Here is an 18,851-nt window from a genome sequence, read left to right as displayed (position 1 = left end):
TCACTGTCGTAGGGCCCGTCCGGTCAGGTCGAGGAAGACGTCTTCGAGACTCCGGGTCTCGACCCGCAGGTCGGTGGCGAGGACGTTGATCTTGGCGCACCAGGCGGTCACGGTCGCGAGCACCTGCGGGGTCATCGGGCCGAGGACGAGGTAGGAGCCCGGGTTGGGCTCGGTGCAGTGATATCCCTCGGGCAGTGCGAGCGTCAGCATCGACAGATCGAGTCCGCGGGGCGCGGTGAACCGCAGTTCGTTCTCGGCGCCGGTGCTGGTGAGGTCGGCGGGGGTTCCGGCGGCGACCGCGCGGCCGTGATCGATGATCACGACCTGATCGGCGAGCTGCTCCGCCTCGTCCATGAGATGGGTCGTGAGGAGGACGGACACGCCGTCGGCGCGGAGGCGGTCGACGAGCTCCCAGACGACGAGACGTGCGTGGGCGTCGAGGCCGGCGGTCGGCTCGTCGAGGAACACGAGCTCGGGACGGCCGACGATGGCGCAGGCGAGGGCGAGGCGCTGCTGCTGCCCGCCGGACAGCCTGCGGTACGACGTGCGTCGGACCTCGCCGAGCCCGAGCGCTTCGATGAGGAACTCGGGGTCGATGGGGTCGGCCGAATACGCCGCGACCAGCCGCAACATCTCCTCGGCACGAGCTCCGGGGTAGGCGCCGCCGCCCTGCAGCATCACGCCGACGCGGCGCCGGAGCGCGTCGTTGTCGGCAATCGGATCGAGTCCGAGGACCCGCACGGTGCCGGCGTCCGGCTCGGTGAAGCCCTCACAGATCTCGACGGTGGTGGTCTTGCCCGCGCCGTTCGGTCCGAGGAGGGCGAGGATCTGGCCGCGTTCCACGGTCAGATCGAGCCGGTCGACCGCGGTACGGTCGCCGAAGGTCTTGACCAGTCCGCGTACCTCGACCGCGGGAACACTCAGCAGACGATCGTTCATCTGATCGTCGTCGTTGATCTGCCGAGAAGTCGTGCCGCGCACACAGGTCAGACTAGGCGCTCGGACCCCGCGGACGAAAAACGCCGTGCGCGGGTGCGGTGGGGGATCGTCACCGCGTCGGCGCGTTCTCCGCGGGCTCCGGGGTGTCGTCGGAGGCCCCCCTTCTGCGACGACGCCATCGGCGCGGTGACCGGTCCTCGAAGAACAGCGCGGTCAGCGCTGCGACCATGATCACACCTGCCAGAAGACCCTGCGCGAGAACGACTCCGCTGGTGTTGGAGCTCGTCGGCATCACCACGATGGCGATGATCGCCGATGCGGAGATGGTCGAGATCCGGAACCACGGGCCGGTCGCCCAGGCAGCCAGCGGAATGACCGCCCACAGCAGGTACCAGGCCTGGACGAACGGGAAGAACAGCACGACTGTGGCCATCGACACACCGAGCGCGCCCAGCGGGTGCAGGCGTCCGCCCAGCGTCGCGAGCATCCACCGGATGATGAAGAGGCCGGCGACGAGCTGCCCGATCGGGCGTGCGACCTCGAGGATCGCCTGGGTGTGCTCGCCGAGTCCGAGGGTCACACCGATCCGACCCGTCGTCACCCCGAGCAGCGTCGGCATCGACATCCACGACCGGACGATCTCGCCGGTCGACAGCGTGCCCGTCCAGCCGAATCCGAGCCCGGTCGCCAGCGAGATCCCGACCATCACGATGCCGAGCACGACCACGTAGAACCCGGCGGAGACGCCGAGGGCGTACACCGACCACTTCGACCGCGTCCACCACTCCCGGACGGGTGCGTGCCGCAGGGCAGGCAGCGTGGCACCCCAGCGCATCGCCAGGGCGATGCCGACGAAGCCGAGCGCGAGCATCGAGGTCACCTTGATCATCGACGACGCGGCGAGCACGGCTCCACCGGCGATCAGGATCCAGCCTGCTCTCGTGGGTATCAGCGTCCCCGGTTTCCGTAACCGGTCGACGCCGTAGATGGCGCGGAAGCTCAGCTCGAGGCCCACGAGCATCAGACCGAGCATGAGTGCCTCGTTGTGGATGCCGCCCACCAGATGCAGGATCACGAGCGGGTTCATCGCGCCGAGCCACAGGGCGGCCACCGACGACACCCCGCAGCGCTTCGCCAGTCGCGGCAGCGCCCACACGATGAGCGCGATGCCGATCAGGGCGACGATGCGGTGCAGGAAGATCGCGGCGGTGATGTTCGCGCCGGTCACCTTGGTGATGCCCTCGCCGATCCACAGGAACAGCGGTCCGTAGGGCGCGGGGGTGTCCCGCCACAGGTTGGGCACCGACCGCGTGAGGATGTGGTCGACGCCCAGACCGCGGACCGGGCTCACCGAGTAGGGATCCATGCCGCGGGAGGCGATCGCACTCTGGGCCAGGTAGGAGTAGATGTCCTTGCTCAGCAGCGGGGGAGCCAGCACGATCGGTGTGATCCACAGCATGAGGGTCCGGTCGGCCTGGCGGCGGCTCATCCGTCGTTCCGGACTCCGGCCGTGCCGGACCTCGACGCTGAGGCGGCCGACGGCGAAGCGGCCGATCAGCAGCCATGCGACCACCAGGGTGATCGTGCCGCCGATCGACAGTGCGAGGGCGGTGCCGAACATCCGGGATGGCAGTGACAGCACACGCATGCCGGCGACGGGGTTCTGCAGCACCGGCACCGCACCGGTGCCGAGGGCGCCGATCAGGATCAGGACCGAACCGGTGGCGCCGAAGAGCTTGATGCGGCGGAGACGACGGGTCTCCGCGGCGTTGAGGGGTCCGACCTCGCGTTCGTCGTCGTGTAGGCGGGCGACGGTCTTTCCGTAGTCGCCGCGCTGCTCGGTGGTGTCGGTGTCGGGGCCGACGGGGCGCTGTTTGCGCAGACCGAGATAGTTCAGCACGGTGATCAGGTGATTCCACACGAGTCCGAAGAAGTCCGGCACACGGCGGCCAGCTGTGGTTTCGGGCACACGACGACTCTAATCGGCGGGGACGGATCCCTCGCCACCACCCTTTATCGGCGACACGCGGGACCGGAGGACGGAATCGGACGCATCGCTAAGGGCACCCTTGCTGGCAGCGAGGAATCAATTACGTCACACTCGTGTTGTGAAAACCATGCGGAACGATGTTGTGCTGCCCTCGGGCGGCCGCAATGCCGTGCCCTCCGCTGGTACGGCAACCCCTCACACGACCGCCGGTGCCGATGCGCACCACGACGGTCAGACCCGTGATGCGGTCCTGAACCTGCTCGTCGACGACGGCCCGCTGACCGCGGGCGAGATCGGCGAGCGTCTCGGTATCTCCGCGGCCGGCGTGCGCCGCCACCTCGACGCGCTCACCGCGGCCGGGGACATCGAGGTCGCATCGACCGGTTTCGGTCAGCGGGGCCGCGGACGTCCGGCCAAGTGGTTCCAGCTCACCGCATCCGGACGCGGCAAGATGCGCCACGCCTACGACGACCTCGCCGGGGCGGCGATGCGCAAGCTCCGTGACCTCGGTGGTCACGACGCGGTCGCCGAGTTCGCCCGTGAACGAGTCGAGCGGATCGTCGCCGACGTCGAACCGAGCACCGATCCGGTGAGTGTGGCAGACACCGTCGACGAGATCGCCGATGCGTTGACGGGTGCGGGTTACGCCACCAACACCCGGCAGGTCGGCAACGGCATCCAGATCTGCCAGCACCACTGCCCGGTGGCGCACGTCGCCACCGAGTTCCCCGAACTGTGCGAGGCCGAGACCGCGGTCTTCACCGAACTGCTCGGCACGCATGTGCAGCGCCTGGCGACCATCGCCAACGGTGACTGCGCCTGCACGACCCACGTGCCGATGCATCCACCACCGGAATCGCCCCCGCGCGAGACCCCACTCTCCACGACCGCACCCGCCCAGCCCACGACAACCCGAAAGGCCACGCGATGACCGTCACCGATCCGGCCGCCACCACGCCGTCCGCCGCGGCTCCCCTCACGCAGGAGGAGACGATTGCGTCCCTCGGGACGTACGGCTACGGCTGGGCCGACTCCGACGTCGCCGGTGCCAGCGCCAAGCGCGGCCTGTCCCCGGCCGTCGTCGCCGACATCTCGTCGAAGAAGAGCGAGCCCGAGTGGATGCTCGAACAGCGACTCAAGGCTCTGAAGATCTTCGACAAGAAGCCGATGCCGCACTGGGGTGCAGGACTCGAGGGCATCGACTTCGACAACATCAAGTACTTCGTGCGCTCGAGCGAGAAGCAGGCCGCCTCGTGGGAGGACCTGCCCGAGGACATCAAGAACACCTACGACAAGCTCGGCATCCCGGAAGCGGAGAAGCAGCGGCTGGTCGCCGGTGTCGCCGCGCAGTACGAGTCCGAGGTCGTCTACCACTCGATCCGCGAGGATCTCGAGAAGCAGGGCGTGATCTTCCTCGACACCGACACCGGCCTCAAGGAGCACCCGGAGCTGTTCCAGGAGTACTTCGGTTCGGTCATCCCGGCCGGCGACAACAAGTTCTCCGCGTTGAACACCGCCGTGTGGTCGGGTGGATCGTTCATCTACGTCCCGCCGGGTGTCCACGTCGACATCCCGCTGCAGGCCTACTTCCGGATCAACACCGAGAACATGGGCCAGTTCGAACGCACGCTGATCATCGTCGACGAGGGTGCCTACGTGCACTACGTCGAGGGTTGTACCGCGCCGATCTACAAGACCGACTCGCTGCACTCCGCGGTCGTCGAGATCATCGTCAAGAAGGGCGGCCGCTGCCGCTACACGACCATCCAGAACTGGTCGAACAACGTCTACAACCTGGTCACCAAGCGTGCCAAGGCCGAGGCCGGCGCCACCATGGAGTGGATCGACGGCAACATCGGTTCCAAGGTCACCATGAAGTACCCGGCCGTGTGGCTGACCGGTGAGCACGCCAAGGGCGAGGTCCTCTCGGTCGCATTCGCCGGCGAGGGACAGCACCAGGACACCGGTTCGAAGATGGTCCACCTGGCACCGAACACCTCGAGCAACATCGTCTCGAAGTCGGTGGCCCGCGGCGGTGGCCGTGCCTCCTACCGCGGTCTGATCAAGATCAACAACGGCGCCCACGGCAGCCGGTCGACGGTCAAATGCGATGCGCTGCTGGTCGACACGATCTCGCGCAGCGACACCTACCCCTACGTCGACATCCGTGAGGACGATGTGACGATGGGGCATGAGGCGACCGTCTCGAAGGTCAGTGACGATCAGCTCTTCTACCTGATGAGCCGCGGCCTGACCGAGGACGAGGCGATGGCCATGGTGGTCCGCGGCTTCGTCGAGCCGATCGCCAAGGAACTCCCGATGGAATACGCGCTCGAGCTCAACCGCCTGATCGAGCTTCAGATGGAAGGAGCCGTCGGCTGATGGCCGATCCGACACTCCCGGTCTCCACACCGGGCTCGCATTCGCCTGTCGTCAACAAGGGTGAACTGTTCACCTCGTTCGACGTCGACGCCTTCGAGGTGCCCAGCCCTCGCGAAGAGGCCTGGCGCTTCACCCCGTTCCGCCGCCTGCGCGGTCTGCACAACGGTTCCGCCCAGCGGACGGGTGAGGCGACCGTCGAGGTCACCGGTATCGCAGACGGTGTGACCGTGGACACCGTCGGACGCGATGACGAGCGTCTCGGCCAGGGCGGCGTGCCCTTCGACCGGGTTGCCGCACAGGCGTACTCGTCGTTCACCCAGGCCACGGTGGTCACCGTGGGCCGCGAGGTCGAGCTGTCCGAGCCGGTCACCATCACGGTCACCGGCCCCGGAGAGGGCGAGACCGCCTACGGGCACACCCAGGTCCGGCTCGAACCCTTTGCCCGTGCCGTCGTGGTGCTGGACCAGAAGGGCGGCGGGACCTTTGCCGAGAACGTCGAGTTCGTCGTCGGCGACAGCGCCGCGCTCACCGTCGTCAACGTGCACGACTGGGATGACGACGCCGTGCACGTCGCCGCCCATCACGTGCGCACCGGCCGCGACGCCGTGGTCCGCCACTTCGCGGTCAGCTTCGGCGGCAACCTCGTCCGGCTGTCGCCGATCGTCCACTACGACGCGCCGGGTGGCGACGTCGAGCTGTGGGGGCTGTACTTCGCCGACGCCGGACAGCATCTCGAGCAGCGCCTGCTCGTCGACCACAGCCAGCCCAACTGCCGCTCGAACGTGGTGTACAAGGGTGCGCTGCAGGGCGACACGAGCGGCGACCGGTCGCGCGAGGCCCACACCGTCTGGATCGGCGATGTGCTGATCCGCGCCGAGGCCGAGGGCACCGACACCTTCGAGCTCAACCGCAACCTGGTGCTCACAGACAACGCCCGCGCCGACTCGGTGCCCAACCTCGAGATCGAGACGGGCGAGATCGTCGGTGCCGGCCACGCCAGTGCCACCGGACGTTTCGACGACGAGCAGCTGTTCTACCTGCAGGCTCGCGGCATCCCCGAGGATCAGGCGCGCCGCCTGGTCATCCGCGGATTCTTCGGCGAGGTGATCGCCAAGATCGCCGTTCCCGAGCTGCGCGAGCGTCTGTCCGCCGCCGTCGAGCGCGAGCTCGAACTCGCCGGCGCCTGAACCGCTTCCGCGCCCGACCGAACCTTCCTCAGCCCGTAAGAGAGAACACAGAACATGACCACACTGGAAATCCGTGACCTGCACGTCGACGTCGCCCAGACCGACGCCGACGCCGAGCCCATCCGCATCCTCAAGGGTGTGAACCTGACCGTGAAGTCCGGTGAGACGCACGCGATCATGGGCCCCAACGGCTCGGGCAAGTCGACGCTGTCCTACGCCATCGCCGGCCACCCCAAGTACCAGGTGACCTCGGGTTCGATCACCCTCGACGGCGAAGACGTCCTGGAGATGAGCGTCGACGAGCGTGCGCGTGCCGGCCTTTTCCTGGCCATGCAGTACCCCGTCGAGGTGCCCGGCGTCTCGATGTCGAACTTCCTGCGCACCGCAGCCACCGCGGTCCGCGGCGAGGCCCCGAAGCTGCGCCACTGGGTCAAGGAGACCAAGGAGGCGATGACCGCGCTGGAGATCGACCCGTCGTTCTCCGAGCGCAGCGTCAACGAGGGCTTCTCCGGCGGTGAGAAGAAGCGTCACGAGATCCTCCAGCTCGACCTGCTCAAGCCGAAGATCGCGATCCTCGACGAGACCGACTCGGGTCTCGACGTCGACGCGCTGCGCGTCGTGAGCGAGGGCGTCAACCGGTACAAGGAGCAGGAGAACGGCGGCATCCTGCTGATCACGCACTACACGCGCATCCTTCGGTACATCAAGCCCGACTACGTCCACGTCTTCGTCAACGGCCGCGTCGTCGAATCCGCCGGTCCGGAGCTGGCCGACGAGCTCGAGGAGAACGGCTACGAGCGCTTCACCTCGGCGGCCAAGGCCGGCTGAACCAACACCCCAGGAGGTGCACGTACGTGACACTCTCGCCTGAGACGACAACCGCGGCAACCGCTCTCGATGTCGAGGCGCTGCGGGCGGACTTCCCGATCCTGTCGCGCACCGTTCGCGACGAGAAACCGTTGGTGTACCTCGATTCCGGGGCCACCTCGCAGCGTCCGGTCCAGGTGCTCGACGCCGAGCGGTACTTCCTGACGCACCACAATGCGGCGGTGCATCGGGGAGCCCATCAGCTCGCCGAAGAGGCCACCGACGCCTACGAGGACGCGCGCGAGGTCATCAGCGGGTTCGTCGGGGCGTCGTCGGACCAGTTGGTGTTCACCAAGAACGCCACCGAGGCTCTCAACCTGGTGACCTTCACGCTCGGAGATCCGCGCTCGGCGTCGATCCTCGGCGGATCGGCGCTGGGTCCGGGCGACACCGTGGTGATCACCGAACTCGAACACCACGCGAATCTGGTTCCATGGCAGGAACTCTGCCGTCGGACCGGTGCGACCCTGCGCTGGTACGGCGTGACCGACGACGGTCGTATCGACCTGGATTCGCTGACCCTCGACGAGTCGGTGAAGGTCATCGCGTTCACCCATCAGTCGAATGTCACCGGTGCCGTCGCCGACGTCGCCGAACTGGTCTCGCGTGCCCGTGCAGTCGGTGCGCTGGTCGTGCTCGACGCCTGCCAGTCGGTGCCGCACATGCCGGTCGACTTCTCCGCGCTCGACGTCGACTTCGCCGCCTTCTCCGGACACAAGATGTTCGGTCCGAGCGGGGTCGGCGCGCTCTACGGCAAGTCCGAACTCCTGGATGCGTTGCCGCCCTTCATCACCGGTGGCTCGATGATCGAGACCGTGACGATGGAGGTGTCCACCTACGCGCCGCCGCCGCAGCGTTTCGAGGCGGGTGTTCCGATGACCTCGCAGGTCGTGGGTCTCGGCGCCGCGGTGCGTTACCTGCAGACGATCGGCATGGAAGCCGTTGCCGCACACGAGCACGCGCTCGTCGGACATGCGCTCTCCCGGCTCGGTGAGATCGACGGTCTGCGCATCGTCGGACCCACCACGACCGAGAACCGTGGGGGAGCGGTCGCGTTCGTCGTCGACGGCATCCACGCGCACGACCTCGGTCAGATCCTCGACGACGAGGGCGTCGCGATCCGTGTCGGTCACCACTGTGCCTGGCCGCTTCACCGCCGGTTCGGTGTGGCCGCGACCGCACGTGCATCGTTCGCCGCCTACAACACATTCGCCGAGGTCGACGCGCTGGCCGCGGCGATCGTCAAGGCGCAGAAGTTCTTCGGGGTGAACTGAGCCATGCGTATGGAGCAGATGTACCAGGAAGTGATCCTGGACCACTACAAGCATCCGCACGGTCGGGGACTGCGTGAGCCGTTCGGCGCAGAGGTGCACCACGTCAATCCGACGTGCGGTGACGAGGTGACCCTCCGCGTCGCGGTGTCCGGAGACGGCGCCACCATCGACGACGTCTCCTACGATGGCCAGGGCTGCTCGATCTCCCAGGCGTCGACGTCGGTTCTCCACGACCTGATCGTCGGCAAACCGATCGGCGAGGCGCTGGCCACCGTCGAGTCGTTCACCGCGATGATGACCTCCCGTGGCAAGGACCCGGGCGACGAGGACATCATCGGTGACGGCATCGCCTTCACCGGGGTCAGCAAGTACCCGGCACGCGTGAAATGCGCACTCCTCGGCTGGATGGCGTTCAAGGACGCACTTTCCCAGACGGTGAACGCCCCCATCGACAGTCAGAAAACAGAAGTGGAGTCAGCATGAGTGACGAGACCACCACCGCGACAGACACACCGGCAACCGACACCACGGCTACCGGCACACCCGCCGCCCCGTCCACCTCGCTGCCGGCCGTCGAGGACGTCGAGGAGGCGATGCGCGACGTCGTCGACCCCGAACTGGGTATCAACGTCGTCGACCTCGGACTCGTCTACGGCATCGAGGTGACCGACGACGCCGTCGCGAAGATCGACATGACCCTCACCTCCGCCGCGTGCCCGCTGACCGACGTCATCGAGGACCAGTCCCGCGGCGCGCTGGTCAACAGTGGTCTGTGCACCGATCTGGAGATCAACTGGGTCTGGCTGCCGCCGTGGGGCCCGGACAAGATCACCGACGACGGCCGGGAACAGCTGCGGGCCCTCGGCTTCACCGTCTAGATCGACTGTGCGACATGCGATCCGGCCGCCTCTGAGGCGGCCGGATCGATCGCTTTCGCGACGACCACCTCGTGAACGGTCGGCGTGCTGTGGGCGGCACTGACGCGCCGTGAGCCGGCCGAGGACCAGATCTTCTCGAGAACCCCGATGTAGGCCCGGGTGCGGGCGACGTCGGCGAAATCGAGTTCGATCGTGACCTCGGTCGGGTCGGTGACGCTGCGCATCACCCGGTAGGCGAGGACCCCGTTGTCGGCGCGTACACGTTCGTAGCCGTCGAACGCTCGGCGCCAGGCGTCGAAGTCGGGGATGGTGTCGGTGATCCGGAGCTGATACATGACGGTCGCCCTTCTCGATGGGTGGATTCTTCGACCGTACGAACGGGAGCCCCGTCCGAACATCCCCACCACGGGGGATTTCCGGCCTAGCCTTGACCGATGGGCGTCGATCTCCTGAGTCGGGTCGAGCGCTCCTGCGCACGAAACGCTGGTGTGAAGAGTCTTCGGCTGGCGGTGCTCGCTGACCTCGGAGCGGCAGTGGCGTTCGACGGCCACGTGTGGCTTCTGACCGACCCCGCGACCTCGGTCGGCACCTCTCCGCTGGCGACGCTGCCAGGCTTACCGATGACCCGTCTGCCGGATCTGATCCGTGCCCGATATCTGACGACGAGCACTCGCTGGACCTGTCTCACCGGATCGCGGGGGCCGGCCACGTCGTGGTGTCGAGCCAGGGATCGCGAAGCCGCATCGTCATCCCCGTGGCGCGAGATCCTGGCGGAGTTCGGGGTCTGCGACGTGGCGACGCTCGTCTTCGCCGACCGGTTCGGGTGTTGGGGCTGGCTGGATCTCTGGCGCTTCGAGCCCCGTCCGCAGTTCTCCGCCGAGGACATCGCCCGGATGTCGCAGATCACTCCGCTTGTCACGGCCGCGTTGCGATCACGGCAGGCCGGACACTTCACCGATTCCGTCCGCACCGCGGACTCCACCGGACCCGCCGTCGTGGTGCTCGATCAGGGTCTGCGACTTCGCGGACAGACCGCGGGAGCGGGATCGCGGCTCTATCAACTCAATCCACCCGATGCCGGGCCGGACGGGCGCATCCCGGACGTACCGGCGATCCCGGCGGCGGCCTACAACGTGGCGGCACAGCTCATCGCCCGCGAGCAGGACGTCGCCGCCGCGCCGCCGCGCGCGAGAGTGTTTCTCGAGCAGTACGGATGGCTGACCCTGGAGGCCGACCGGATCAGCGGGGCCGGACCGCCGGCCGGCCGCGAGATCGCCGTCACGATCGAACCCAGTGGTTTCACCGACCGTCTCGACCTCTTCGCCCGGGTGAACGGCCTGACCGGTCGTGAGCGGGAGGTGCTCGGCCATATCTGTGCGGGTATGGACAACCGGTCGATCGCCGCTGCGGTGTCGGTGTCCGAATACACCGTGCACGACCATGTGAAGTCGGTCCTGGCCAAGTCGGGATGCGGCAACCGCACCATTCTGCTGGCGCGGGTCGCGGGATGACCGACGCGGTCGAAGGCGAGTAGAACCGTTGGTGTGAATCGGTTTGAGAGTCGAGTCGAGCGGATGATCCGCGAGGCGACCGAGCGCGGGGAGTTCGACAACCTGCCCGGGGCGGGCAAGCCGTTGGACCTCTCCGACATCGACGATCCCGACTGGTGGGTCAAACGCAAGATCCGCGACGAGAACCTGGACTCGTCGGCCCTCCTTCCCGCACCTCTCCAATTACGCCGGGAGGCACAGGATTTCCCGGAGTCGTTGCGCGACATCGCCGACGAGGACGCCGTGCGTGAGATCCTCGACGACTTCAACCGCCGCGTGCGCGAAGCTCATCTCACCGCGCGTCAGATCGCGATGCCCCACAGCGTCGTCGCCCACACCATCGACGTCGACGACATGATCCGGCAATGGCGCGAGCTTCGCCGACGCGGATGAAACCCGACGGAGTGGACGTTGGCCAACCTTCACATTCATGGCCACTGGGAGCCTCGTCTACTCCGGCAGGTTCCACATCGCGGGCCGGTATGCCGGGTACCTGTCCGGCGCCATCGAGGAGGTCATGTCACCGGCGCTGGAAGCGCGGGGTCGAGCCGAGGTCCCCGGCCCATTCCGGCGTGGACATCGCACCGCGGGCCACGACGGCGCGGGTGCGCATGTCGACGGCCCGGATGACCCGGGTCATCGCGCCCATGGTGCCGGTCAGGTCGTTGCGACGGCTGAGGTAGCTGCGCTGCGACTCGATCGGCATGGCGAAGAACGCCTCGAAGAACGCGATCGTCTGGGTGGGGCTGAGCCGCAGCAGCGCGCTGAGCCCGCGCAGTCGAAGGTTGTGGACCGCGCGCGCCGAGGCGGGCCACAGGTCGGGGGCCGGATCGCGCCCCGCGGCCAGCGCGGCCACCACCGCATCGACGCACATCAGTGACGTGGCGACGCTGTAGCCGGTCGTCGGATTCTTGAATCCGCCTGCGGCGCCGAAGCAGAACGTCGGGTCCCGCCACGGCTGAGGCGAGGACCCGGTCAGCGGGAACGCCACGTGTTCGACGCGACGGATACCCGACGGCAACCCGCCGAGCCGGACCTCGAGCCGGCGCTTCAGCTCGTCGAGATCCAGGGCGGGCAACCCGGCCAGGCACGTCTCCTCCAGGAGATACTCGTCCCCGCCGAGTGGCACGACGTACAGGAACGACGGCAACGAGCGACGGTCGACGATCCCGCCCCGCCAGTCCATCAGCAACGCCCCGTGACCCTCCAGAACCGGTGCGGCGGTGGCCTTGTCGACGACGATGCCGTAGGCGGTCTGTCGTGGCGCCTCGTGGGGGAGTGCGCCACGGCAGTCGACCACCACGTCCCCGGTCAGTGCCCGACCGGTGTCGAGTTGCACTCGCGCACCGTCGATCCCGGTGACGCGGTCGGTCACGATCTCGGCGCCGTCGAGAGTCAGCGAACGTTGCAGTCCCGGGGTGTCGAACACCGTGTAACCGCGGTCGACCTCTTCGAGGGCGGTGCCGGCGACGCCGATGCGTTCGAGGCGGGCGGCGAAGGCCGTCGGATCGAGCCAGCCGGGCAACTCGTCGGACCAGCAGGCGAAGGTGGACTGCCAAACCCGTTCGGGACGAGGGTCGACCACGGTCACCGGTATCGCGGCGGCCAGCAGCCGGTGCGCGAGTGCGCGCCCTGCCGGTCCCGCGCCCACAACGATCACTCCAGCGCTCACACGTCTTCCTTCGTCGCAGCCGGTGATCCGGACGGGAACTCCGGGCCGCCGGGCGCCGTCACGAGCCGCCGGTCGCCAGCATGCCCCCGTCGACGGCGAGGGTCTCGCCCGTGATCCAGGCCGATTCGTCACTGGCGAGGAACGCGACCGCGCGGGCGACGTCCTCGGGTTCGCCGATGCGCTTCATCGGATACGCCGCGGCGGCCCGGGCCTCGTTCTCGCCCGCGATCAGTCCGGAGGCGAACTTGGTGCGCACGATCGCGGGCGCGATCGCGTTCACCCGGATGTTCGGCCCCAGTTCCCACGCCAGCTCCGCGGTGAGGCGGATGAGCGCCGCTTTCGATGTGCCGTAGGCCGCGATCACCCCCGTCGACCGCAGGCCGGCGACCGAGGAGATGTTGACCACCGAACCACCGGTGTCCTTCATGCCCGCCCGGTACGCCTCCTGGACGAAGCCGAGGGCGGCGACGACGTTGGTGTCGAAGGTCTTGCGGTAGGCGCCCAGGTCGGCGTCCATGAGCGGTCCGGCGAGAGGGGCGATGCCGGTGTTGTTGACCAGGATGTGGATTCCGCCACCCTGCTTCACGGCCGCGGCGACCGCACCCGCCCGGTCGTCGGCGTCGCCGGTGTTGGCCGCGAACGCGGTCACCGTCGCCGAGGGCACGGCCTGGCGAATGCGCTCCGCGGCCTCGGCGAGGGGCTCCGGCTTGCGACTCGTGATGACCACCGAGGCACCGCGCCGGGCGAGCTCGGTGGCGATGGCCTCGCCGATGCCCCGGCTGGCGCCGGTGACCAGGGCAGAACGGCCGGTGAGGTCGGACGTCTGGGGAAACGAGGACTGGGGAATCGTTGTGGATTGCGTCACGTCTGCCACCGTATCGGTCCACCGTGTCGCCGTGGGGCGACTCCGCAGCGCGGTCTGGAGCCTTGTCGTGGCAAAACCACTGGATTCGCCCCGGTAGACTGGTCCGTCGTGATCACCGCGACCGACCTGGAGGTACGAGCGGGCGCTCGGACCCTGTTGTCGGCGCCCGGCGACGCCCTCCGTATCCAGCCCGGCGACCGGATCGGCCTCGTGGGCCGCAACGGCGCCGGCAAGACCACCACCCTGCGCATCCTGGCGGGGGAGACCGAACCCTACGCCGGCACCGTCCGGCGCTCGGGCGAACTCGGGTATCTGCCCCAGGACCCGAAGGAGGGCGACCTCGAGGTCCTCGCCAAGGACCGGGTGCTGTCGGCGCGCGGACTCGACGAGATCCTGCGCGACATGGAGAAGCAGCAGGCGCGCATGGCCGAGGCCGCCGACGACAAGCTGCGCGACAAGGCCGTCGCCCGCTACGGACGTCTCGAGGAGCGCTTCGCCGCCCTCGGCGGCTACGTCGCCGAATCCGAGGCCGCACGCATCTGCAACAGCCTGGGCCTGCCGGACCGCGTCCTGAACCAGCCGCTGCGCACCCTCTCGGGTGGTCAGCGTCGCCGCATCGAGCTCGCACGCATCCTGTTCGCCGCCTCCGACGGCTCCGGGAAGTCCGACACCACGCTGCTGCTCGACGAGCCGACCAACCACCTCGACGCCGACTCGATCGCCTGGCTGCGCAGCTTCCTGATGAACCACGAGGGTGGGCTGGTCGTGATCAGTCACGACGTCGACCTGCTCGCCGACGTCGTGAACCGGGTGTGGTTCCTCGACGCCGTCCGCGGCGAGGCCGACATCTACAACATGAGCTGGAAGCGCTACCTCGACGCGCGCGCCACCGACGAACAACGTCGTCGCCGCGAACGCGCCAACGCCGAGAAGAAGGCCTCCGCACTGCGTGCGCAGGCCGCCAAGCTCGGTGCCAAGGCCACCAAGGCCACCGCCGCGCAGAACATGCTCAAGCGCGCCGAGCGCATGATCGACTCGCTCGACGAGGAGCGAGTGGCCGACCGCACCGCACGGATCCGCTTCCCGGAGCCGGCGACCTGCGGCAAGACGCCGCTGATGGCCTCGGGCCTGTCGAAGAGCTATGGCTCACTGGAGATCTTCACCGGTGTCGACCTCGCCATCGACAAGGGCAGTCGCGTCGTCGTGCTCGGGCTCAACGGTGCCGGTAAGACGACGCTCCTGAAAATGCTTGCCGGCGTGGAGAAGCCGGACACCGGGCAGCTCGAACCCGGGTACGGCCTGAAGATCGGCTACTTCGCACAGGAGCACGACACCCTCGACGACCAGGCATCGGTGTGGGAGAACATCCGCCACGCCGCACCCGACGCGGGTGAACAGGAACTGCGAGGCCTGTTGGGCGCGTTCATGTTCAGCGGCGCCCAGCTCGACCAGCCCGCCGGCACCCTGTCCGGTGGTGAGAAGACCCGCCTGACGCTGGCCGGTCTGGTGTCGTCGGCCGCCAACGTCCTGCTCCTCGACGAGCCGACCAACAACCTCGACCCGGTGTCACGCGAACAGGTGCTCGACGCCCTGCGCAGCTACACCGGGGCCGTCGTCCTCGTGACCCACGACCCCGGCGCCGCCGCCGCACTCGATCCGCAACGCGTGATCCTCCTGCCCGACGGCACCGAGGACCACTGGAGCGACGAGTATCAGGAGATCATCGAGCTCGCCTGACCCTTCGAGACGCTCGCAAGCTCGCTCCTCAGGGAGCGGTGGCGCGACCGCTCCCTGAGGGATCGTGAACTAACCTGCGGGCCAGTACTTCTTGCGCAGTTCGCCCTTGACCAGCTTGCCGGTGGGGGTACGCGGCAGTTCGTCGACGAAGTCGACCGACCGCGGCGCCTTGTAGGCGGCGATGCTGTCCTTGGTGAATGTGATGAGCTCGTCGGCCAGTTCGTCGGACGGCTCATATCCCTCGGCGAGCTGCACACACGCTTTGGCCACCTCACCGAGGTCCGGATCGGGGACACCGATCACCGCGACGTCGAAGACGGCGGGATGGTTGATGAGGACGTTCTCGGCCTCCTGCGGGTAGATGTTCACCCCGCCGGAGATGATCATGAACGCCTTGCGGTCGGTCAGGTACAGATAACCGTCGGCGTCGACGTACCCGACATCGCCTGTCGTGGACCAGTTCTCGTGTTCCGGGTGCTGGGCCTTGCGGGTCTTCTCCGGATCGTTGTGGTACTGGAAGGTCACGTCCTCGCGTTCGAAGAAGACCTGTCCGACCTCGCCGACGGGGAGCTCCTTGCCGTCCTCGTCGCAGATGTGGATGACGCCGAGCAGCGGCTTGCCCACCGAGCCGGGGTGATCGAGTGCTTCCTGCGGGCCGATGAACGTCGCGCCGGCGGCCTCGGTGGAGGCGTAGTACTCATGGATGACCGGGCCCCACCAGTCGATCATCGCCTTCTTGACCTCGACCGGGCAGGGTGCCGCGGCGTGGACCGCGATCTTGAGGCTGCTGACGTCGTAGGAGTTGCGGACCTCCTCGGGCAGCTTCAGCATGCGGATGAACATGGTCGGCACCCACTGGCTGTGCGTCACCTTGTAATTCTGGATGGCGGCCAGTGCGGCCTCGGGCTCGAAGCGGTCGAGCATGATCACGGTGCCGCCGACCGAGTTGGTCACGCCGCAATAGCGCAGCGGCGCAGCGTGGTACAGCGGTGCGGGGGACAGGTAGACGGCGTTCTCGTCGAAGCCGTACATCGGCGCGAAGATCGCCGTGTAGGTGTCGGGGATCTGATCGACCTGGCCGTCGGGCATCGGGGTCTTGATGCCCTTGGGGCGGCCGGTGGTGCCCGACGAATAGAGCATGTCGGTGCCGCGCGGCTGATCGGTGCGCGGTTCGGCGGAAGCGTTGGCGAGAACCTTGTCGTAGCTGTCGAAGCCCTCGAGATCGCCGCCCCACACGACCCGGCGACCGGTGCCCGTCAGTGCCTCGATCTCGCCGGAACGCGAGACGGCGTCGGCGACCGAGGCGCCGGCGAACAGGACCTGGGCGTTGCAGTCGTCCAGGATGTAGTTGGTCTCGGCGGCTGTCAGGTGGTGGTTGATCGCCGTCACGTACAGGCCGCTGCGCAGGGCCGCCCAGTACACCTCGAAGACACGGAGATCGTTGGCGGACACCACCGCGATGTTGTCGCCGCGCTTGAGGCCCAGCGACTCCAGGTAGTTGGCGAGCCGCGTCGAGTTCTCGTCGAGCTGCCGGTAGGTCAACTTCTCGCCGGTCGCGGCGCGGATGACGGCGGGCTTGTCCGGAGTGGACTTGGCGAAGACTCCAGGGAACAAGGGTGCACTCCTCTGACGAAGGGGACTTTCACCCCGAACGTCCGTTATCTAACGATCGTTCGGAGTGTCGTGAGTCACAGTACCTCAGGTCTCGCGACGGGCCTCACGTCTGTCGGGAGAAGGCCCGAATCTGCGCTCAGTGCGCGGCGAGGAACCGGTCCATCGTCCGTTCGGCGAGCGCGGTGATCGTCAGGGCGGGATTCACCAGTCCGACGGCACCCGGCACGAACGAGCCGTCGACGACGTAGAGGTTGTCGTAGCCGCGGACCGCGCCGTCCATCGACGCCGCCTCACCCATGACGACCCCGCCGAGTCCGTGATATGTACCCGCCGAACCGAATCCGACGGCGCGAGAGTAGATCGGGACCCCGCTTGCGGGCCGGCCGTGGCGCGCCTCGGTGCGCTGGTGGAACTCGCCGACGAACGCGGCCGCCTGACGGTCGACCTTGTTGTGTCCCTCGGGAGACGGGTAGTTGAGCTTCGCCGTCCGGCTCGCGTGGTCGAAGTCGACCGTGCCGCGCTCGTCGGTATGGGTCTGCACGAGATGGGTGGTCCCGGCCTTCCCGAGTGGTGCGGGTAGCGGCGTCGCCTGATAGACCATCGACATCGGCGTCTCCGACAGCCTGTCCTCGTAGATGCGGGCGAATCCCGGTCCGCCCTGGACCAGGCCGAAGTCGTCGGACGGATTGGTTCGGATCGTCAGGAAGTCGCCGTTCGTCCCGAAGCCGTCGCCGATGCGCGGAGAGAGCTGGGGCAGAGTGCCTTTCGCACGCGCCTCGACGAGCATGCGAGTGGTGTGGAACGAGCCGGCCGCCATGAACAGATGATCGGCCTCGGCGGTCACCGTCCGGATCGTGCGACCCTGCTCGTCGCGGACCCGCGCGGTGACGACGAAACCGGCCTGGCGTGCGCGCGGCCGGATGTCGAAGACCTCGTGCATCGGCTTGATCGTGACGTTGCCGGTCCGTTCAGCGGCGGCGAGGTAGGTCTGGTCGGTCGATTTCTTGGCGCCGCTGTTCACGCCGTAGCTCAGCTCGCCGACGATGACCGACGGCCGTGTGCGGCCCGCCATCTCGGCGCGGACGATGTCCCAGTCGATCGCGAAGTCGAAGAAGTGGGGGGTGGCGCCGTAGCGGGCGATCACCTTGAGCCAGGACCGGGGGCCGACGTAGTTCGGGTGTTCGAGGATGTCGGCGGGCAGTGGCGAGACACCGAGGGTGCGCTTGGCGCGTGGGTAGTACGTGGAGAGGAGTTCGGAGTATTTCGCCGCGGCGGGGAAGATGTGCTCGAAGTCCTGACGCCGGGGGACCGGGGTGAACGATCCGAACACCAGCGAACCGCCGCCGACACCGGCGCCGTAGACGGCCTCGATTCCGTTTCCGACGACGTGGTCGAGGACGCCGGGGTACGGCTCGACCGGGACGGCGGTCGCGCTGTTCGCGCCCGCCTTGTTGCCGAACCAGGCGGCGCGCTTGTCGGGGCTGGAGAAGGTGGCGAAGGTGGTGCCGTCGGGTCGGATCGGCCAGCGGCGGCCACGCTCGAACACCGTTGTGGCGAGACCGGCTTCACCGAGTCGCAGCGCGGCGACCGAGCCGCCGAAACCGGTGCCGATGACGATCGCGGTGCGTCCGGCCGCGGCCTTCGCCTGTGGTGCGGTGGCGGCCAGCGCGGCGAGAGCACCGGCGCCCGCCGCGGAGCGGAGGACGGTCCGGCGGGAAACGGAAGAGGTGGGAATGTCCGAGTTCACGACTGGACCTTAGCGCGCACTAACTAAGGTTAGGAATACCTTAGGAATTAGTCAGCTGTGGGATGAATCACCCGCTCCGGGCCCCGACATGACGACGACCGGCGAGCCGCGCCGAACGGCATTGGGCGCGGCTCGCCGGTCCGGTCGAG

Annotated in this window: 17 protein-coding genes; 10 read left to right on the top strand and 7 right to left on the bottom strand. The window is 67.9% G+C overall.

All coding sequences use genetic code 11. The features are described 5' to 3' along the window. Both NWF34_RS00085 and mptB read right to left on the bottom strand, forming a co-directional pair. Positions 1 to 939, bottom strand: coding sequence for an ABC transporter ATP-binding protein (locus tag NWF34_RS00085; protein ID WP_051349536.1), 939 nt, complete (start codon positions 937 to 939; stop codon positions 1 to 3). Positions 940 to 1,048: 109 nt separating this feature from the next. After that, on the bottom strand, positions 1,049 to 2,881 hold the full coding sequence (mptB, locus tag NWF34_RS00080; protein WP_258324103.1) for a polyprenol phosphomannose-dependent alpha 1,6 mannosyltransferase MptB: 1,833 nt from the start codon (positions 2,879 to 2,881) through the stop codon (positions 1,049 to 1,051). A 175-nt stretch (positions 2,882 to 3,056) separates the two neighbouring features. Between mptB and NWF34_RS00075 the strand changes: the two genes are divergently transcribed. The 7 genes from NWF34_RS00075 to NWF34_RS00045 are packed head-to-tail and all read left to right on the top strand — an operon-like array spanning position 3,057 to position 9,517. Beyond that, positions 3,057 to 3,860: a metalloregulator ArsR/SmtB family transcription factor gene (locus NWF34_RS00075; protein ID WP_258323962.1), complete on the top strand. Its 804-nt coding sequence runs from the start codon at positions 3,057 to 3,059 to the stop codon at positions 3,858 to 3,860. Next, complete coding sequence (gene sufB, locus NWF34_RS00070) at positions 3,857 to 5,311, top strand: Fe-S cluster assembly protein SufB (protein WP_024497102.1); 1,455 nt, start codon at positions 3,857 to 3,859, stop codon at positions 5,309 to 5,311. The genes NWF34_RS00075 and sufB overlap by 4 nt, the downstream gene beginning before the upstream one ends. Next, a complete protein-coding gene (gene sufD, locus NWF34_RS00065) occupies positions 5,311 to 6,498 on the top strand; it encodes a Fe-S cluster assembly protein SufD (RefSeq protein ID WP_024497101.1) in 1,188 nt (395 codons plus the stop codon). The genes sufB and sufD overlap by 1 nt, the downstream gene beginning before the upstream one ends. A gap of 54 nt (positions 6,499 to 6,552) precedes the next feature. Continuing rightward, on the top strand, positions 6,553 to 7,326 hold the full coding sequence (sufC, locus tag NWF34_RS00060) for a Fe-S cluster assembly ATPase SufC (protein WP_258323961.1): 774 nt from the start codon (positions 6,553 to 6,555) through the stop codon (positions 7,324 to 7,326). A gap of 26 nt (positions 7,327 to 7,352) precedes the next feature. Further along, entirely contained in the window at positions 7,353 to 8,639 is a 1,287-nt protein-coding gene (locus NWF34_RS00055) for a cysteine desulfurase (RefSeq protein WP_258323960.1), read from the top strand. Between the two features lie 3 nt (positions 8,640 to 8,642). Next, on the top strand, positions 8,643 to 9,122 hold the full coding sequence (gene sufU, locus NWF34_RS00050) for a Fe-S cluster assembly sulfur transfer protein SufU (protein ID WP_258323959.1): 480 nt from the start codon (positions 8,643 to 8,645) through the stop codon (positions 9,120 to 9,122). Next, positions 9,119 to 9,517: a metal-sulfur cluster assembly factor gene (locus NWF34_RS00045; RefSeq protein ID WP_258323958.1), complete on the top strand. Its 399-nt coding sequence runs from the start codon at positions 9,119 to 9,121 to the stop codon at positions 9,515 to 9,517. Before sufU ends, NWF34_RS00045 begins: the two co-directional genes overlap by 4 nt. Here NWF34_RS00045 and NWF34_RS00040 read toward each other — a convergent pair. Next, positions 9,514 to 9,852, bottom strand: coding sequence for a hypothetical protein (locus tag NWF34_RS00040; protein ID WP_258323957.1), 339 nt, complete (start codon positions 9,850 to 9,852; stop codon positions 9,514 to 9,516). The genes NWF34_RS00045 and NWF34_RS00040 overlap by 4 nt on opposite strands. Positions 9,853 to 9,951: 99 nt before the next feature. Between NWF34_RS00040 and NWF34_RS00035 the strand changes: the two genes are divergently transcribed. Both NWF34_RS00035 and NWF34_RS00030 read left to right on the top strand, forming a co-directional pair. Then, positions 9,952 to 11,028: a helix-turn-helix transcriptional regulator gene (locus NWF34_RS00035; protein WP_258323956.1), complete on the top strand. Its 1,077-nt coding sequence runs from the start codon at positions 9,952 to 9,954 to the stop codon at positions 11,026 to 11,028. Between the two features lie 63 nt (positions 11,029 to 11,091). Beyond that, a complete protein-coding gene (locus tag NWF34_RS00030) occupies positions 11,092 to 11,460 on the top strand; it encodes a DUF1992 domain-containing protein (protein ID WP_258323955.1) in 369 nt (122 codons plus the stop codon). Positions 11,461 to 11,587: 127 nt separating this feature from the next. On the opposite strand, the gene NWF34_RS00025 is transcribed toward NWF34_RS00030, so the two are convergent. Together NWF34_RS00025 and NWF34_RS00020 are read right to left on the bottom strand one after the other, a co-directional pair. Further along, positions 11,588 to 12,739 carry a lycopene cyclase family protein gene (locus NWF34_RS00025; protein ID WP_258323954.1) on the bottom strand — a complete coding sequence of 384 codons (1,152 nt, stop codon included), beginning with the start codon at positions 12,737 to 12,739 and terminating at the stop codon, positions 11,588 to 11,590. 58 nt (positions 12,740 to 12,797) lie between these two features. Continuing rightward, a complete protein-coding gene (locus NWF34_RS00020; RefSeq protein ID WP_258323953.1) occupies positions 12,798 to 13,613 on the bottom strand; it encodes an SDR family oxidoreductase in 816 nt (271 codons plus the stop codon). A gap of 99 nt (positions 13,614 to 13,712) precedes the next feature. On the opposite strand from NWF34_RS00020, the gene NWF34_RS00015 reads away from it, so the two are divergent. Further along, positions 13,713 to 15,341, top strand: a complete 1,629-nt coding sequence (locus NWF34_RS00015) for an ABC-F family ATP-binding cassette domain-containing protein (RefSeq protein ID WP_024497091.1) — start codon at positions 13,713 to 13,715, stop codon at positions 15,339 to 15,341. A gap of 69 nt (positions 15,342 to 15,410) precedes the next feature. On the opposite strand, the gene NWF34_RS00010 is transcribed toward NWF34_RS00015, so the two are convergent. Together NWF34_RS00010 and NWF34_RS00005 are read right to left on the bottom strand one after the other, a co-directional pair. After that, complete coding sequence (locus tag NWF34_RS00010) at positions 15,411 to 16,955, bottom strand: AMP-binding protein (RefSeq protein WP_258323952.1); 1,545 nt, start codon at positions 16,953 to 16,955, stop codon at positions 15,411 to 15,413. Between the two features lie 136 nt (positions 16,956 to 17,091). Beyond that, positions 17,092 to 18,702: a GMC oxidoreductase gene (locus NWF34_RS00005; protein ID WP_258323951.1), complete on the bottom strand. Its 1,611-nt coding sequence runs from the start codon at positions 18,700 to 18,702 to the stop codon at positions 17,092 to 17,094. Positions 18,703 to 18,851: the final 149 nt, after the last annotated feature.

This window comes from Gordonia sp. GONU, assembly GCF_024733855.1.
GTDB lineage: Bacteria > Actinomycetota > Actinomycetes > Mycobacteriales > Mycobacteriaceae > Gordonia > Gordonia amicalis.
Note: the sequence above shows the minus strand (reverse complement) of the source record. Positions and strands in the feature narration are given on the sequence as shown.